Here is a 2,498-nt window from a genome sequence, read left to right on the forward strand (position 1 = left end):
CGCCTTTTTCTACATTAAAATTCCTCTTCTCATTCCCTCCCCCCTTTTCCTTCGTACCAAACCTTCCCTCAATTTTCATGTCGGGGTTGCGGCTAAAAAGCCATGATTGTTTTCCATGCAATACCGTAAATTTACCATGTCAAAAATTGTCGAATAAATGTAGTTTTCAAATTTTTATAAATATTTTAATATTAGGAAAGAGTCGTGAACATGCTTTCAGAAGCGCTCACAACTTTGAAACCGCTTTATTTAGGAGGTGACAGCTGGTTCTTTTTCAACCAGACCCAGACAAAAAGAACAATTATTAAGATGGGAGTGATTAGAATGGCAAATCTTGCACAGACAAACACCTCGGATATGGGGGGAAAACGAGGACAAGGTATTGATTACTCAGCTATCGCACGCAGCGAGAAGTTCAAAAAACTGATGCAAGCAAAAAAAAGGTTTATCGTGCCAATGTGCATTTTCTTCATGGTTTTTTATTATACTTTACCCATAATGACATCCTATAGCAAAGTACTGAACACTCCGGCAATCGGCTCAATTACCTGGGCCTGGATTTATGCATTTGGCCAATTTATTATGACATGGGCATTATGCATGATTTATACTCGCAAGGCGAACTCCTTTGATAGCATAGCGAATGAAATCATTGAAGAACAGCAAAAAGGAGGGCGTAACTAATGGCATTTACTTTCTTTCTTCTCATTGTAGCGGCAACGCTTATTATCACATATTACGCTTCCAAAAAAACGAATACTACAAGTGAATTCTATACGGCAGGTGGCGGTCTAACCGGCTGGCAGAATGGTCTTGCCATCGCCGGAGACTACATGTCTGCCGCGTCTTTCCTCGGAATCGCCGGCTCTATTGCACTCACTGGTTTTGACGGTTTCTTCTTCAGTATCGGCTATCTCGTAGCCTATCTCGTCGTATTGTATGTCGTGGCTGAGCCATTGCGGAATCTTGGCAAATACACGATGGCCGATATGATTGCAGCTCGTTTTGATAACGCAAAAGTCCGTGGTGTTGCGGCACTCAGTACAATCACGATTTCTACTTTCTATATGATTGCCCAGCTCGTAGGTGCCGGCGCACTCATTAAACTTTTACTTGGGCTCGACTATACAACGTCTGTATTAATCGTTGGTGTACTGATGACTGTGTATGTAATTTTCGGTGGTATGACAGCAACAAGCTGGGTACAGATTGTTAAAGCAGTTCTGCTTATGTTCGGAACATTCCTTATCTCTGTTATGGTATTTGCAAAGTTTAATTTTAGCTTCATTGAAATGTTCGAACATATGAAAACCGCGACACCGCTGGGTGAGAAATACTTAAATCCGGGAGCCAAGTCCGCAAACGGACTGGATAACATTTCTCTAAACATCGCATTGGTGCTAGGTACGGCGGGCCTACCGCACATTCTCATCCGCTTCTTCACGGTAAAAGACGCACAAACAGCACGTAAATCTGTTGTATACGCAACATGGCTCATCGGTCTTTTCTATATTATGACGATTTTTCTTGGCTTTGGTGCCGCTGCATTCGTAGGCAACGATGCGATTGTCCAAGCAAACAAAGCAGGGAATATGGCAGCTCCACTGCTGGCAAAAGCACTGGGCGGCGATTTATTAATGGCATTCGTAGCGGCGGTAGCATTTGCGACTATTCTGGCGGTTGTAGCAGGTCTCGTACTGGCAGCTGCTTCCGCGTTCGCGCACGATTTCTACAGCCATATCATTCGTAAAGGCAAAGCAACCGAGAAAGAACAAATGTTAGCGGCTCGTTATGCATCCATCGGCGTTGCGGTAATCTCCGTTACTCTCGCGCTGTTCGCACAGAAAATGAACGTTGCATTCCTTGTATCACTCGCCTTCTGCGTAGCCGCAAGCTCCAATCTGCCTGTTATTATCTACACGATTTTCTGGCGTCGCTTTAACACGGCCGGTGCAGTCACCGGTATGCTGGTTGGTCTTTTCACTGCGCTTGTAATGGTGGCAGTAAGCCCTAACGTATTTGACCCGACCCCCGGCAAAGCCATTCTTACCGGCACACCTTTAGTCAGCTTAACAAATCCTGCTCTTGTTTCCGTACCGGTAGGTTTCCTCTCCGCGTATCTGGGTGCTATTTTCTTCGGTCGTCCAGAAAGCGACGCGAAGTTTGACGAAGTTATTGTAAAAGCGAATACAGGCATTCGCGAATCCGCATAATGCAACTTTTCAGCACGCAAGACCGCTCCCCGGGAGCGGTCTTTTTTCTATTTGATAGCCTCTATAAGAAAAACACAAAAAATTAAATTTTTTTGGATTAACGTTTAAAGTACAGAGAATCGGGGAAGTATAATAGTGAACCTACTCCCCTTTGAAATTGCAACTGATTCTCACACCTCTACTCCCTTATTGGACACATCAATTTACGATGTGTCACTTTTTTTGTATCCGCATTTTATCCGACAGAACAAAAATCCCATGACTTTTTGTGGTACGAAGGAAAAG

General features: G+C 44.0%; 2 protein-coding genes. Both read left to right on the forward strand.

Annotated features, from left to right (window positions below; all coding sequences use genetic code 11):
- Nucleotides 1–357: 357 nt before the first annotated feature.
- Nucleotides 358–684, forward strand: coding sequence for a DUF485 domain-containing protein (locus B2899_RS17300; protein ID WP_146808468.1), 327 nt, complete (start codon nt 358–360; stop codon nt 682–684).
- Nucleotides 684–2,213, forward strand: a complete 1,530-nt coding sequence (locus B2899_RS17305; protein WP_286887385.1) for a solute symporter family protein — start codon at nt 684–686, stop codon at nt 2,211–2,213. The genes B2899_RS17300 and B2899_RS17305 overlap by 1 nt, the downstream gene beginning before the upstream one ends.
- Nucleotides 2,214–2,498 lie beyond the last annotated feature (285 nt).

Origin of the sequence: Aneurinibacillus sp. UBA3580 (assembly GCF_002375825.1) — a bacterium.
Classification (GTDB): Bacteria; Bacillota; Bacilli; order Aneurinibacillales; family Aneurinibacillaceae; genus Aneurinibacillus; species Aneurinibacillus danicus.

Excerpts from the sequence above, each read along its gene's own strand:
- B2899_RS17300 (WP_146808468.1), top strand. The coding sequence starts at position 358 with ATGGGGGGAAAACGAGGACAAGGTATTGATTACTCAGCTATCGCACGC.
- B2899_RS17305 (WP_286887385.1), top strand. The coding sequence starts at position 684 with ATGGCATTTACTTTCTTTCTTCTCATTGTAGCGGCAACGCTTATTATC.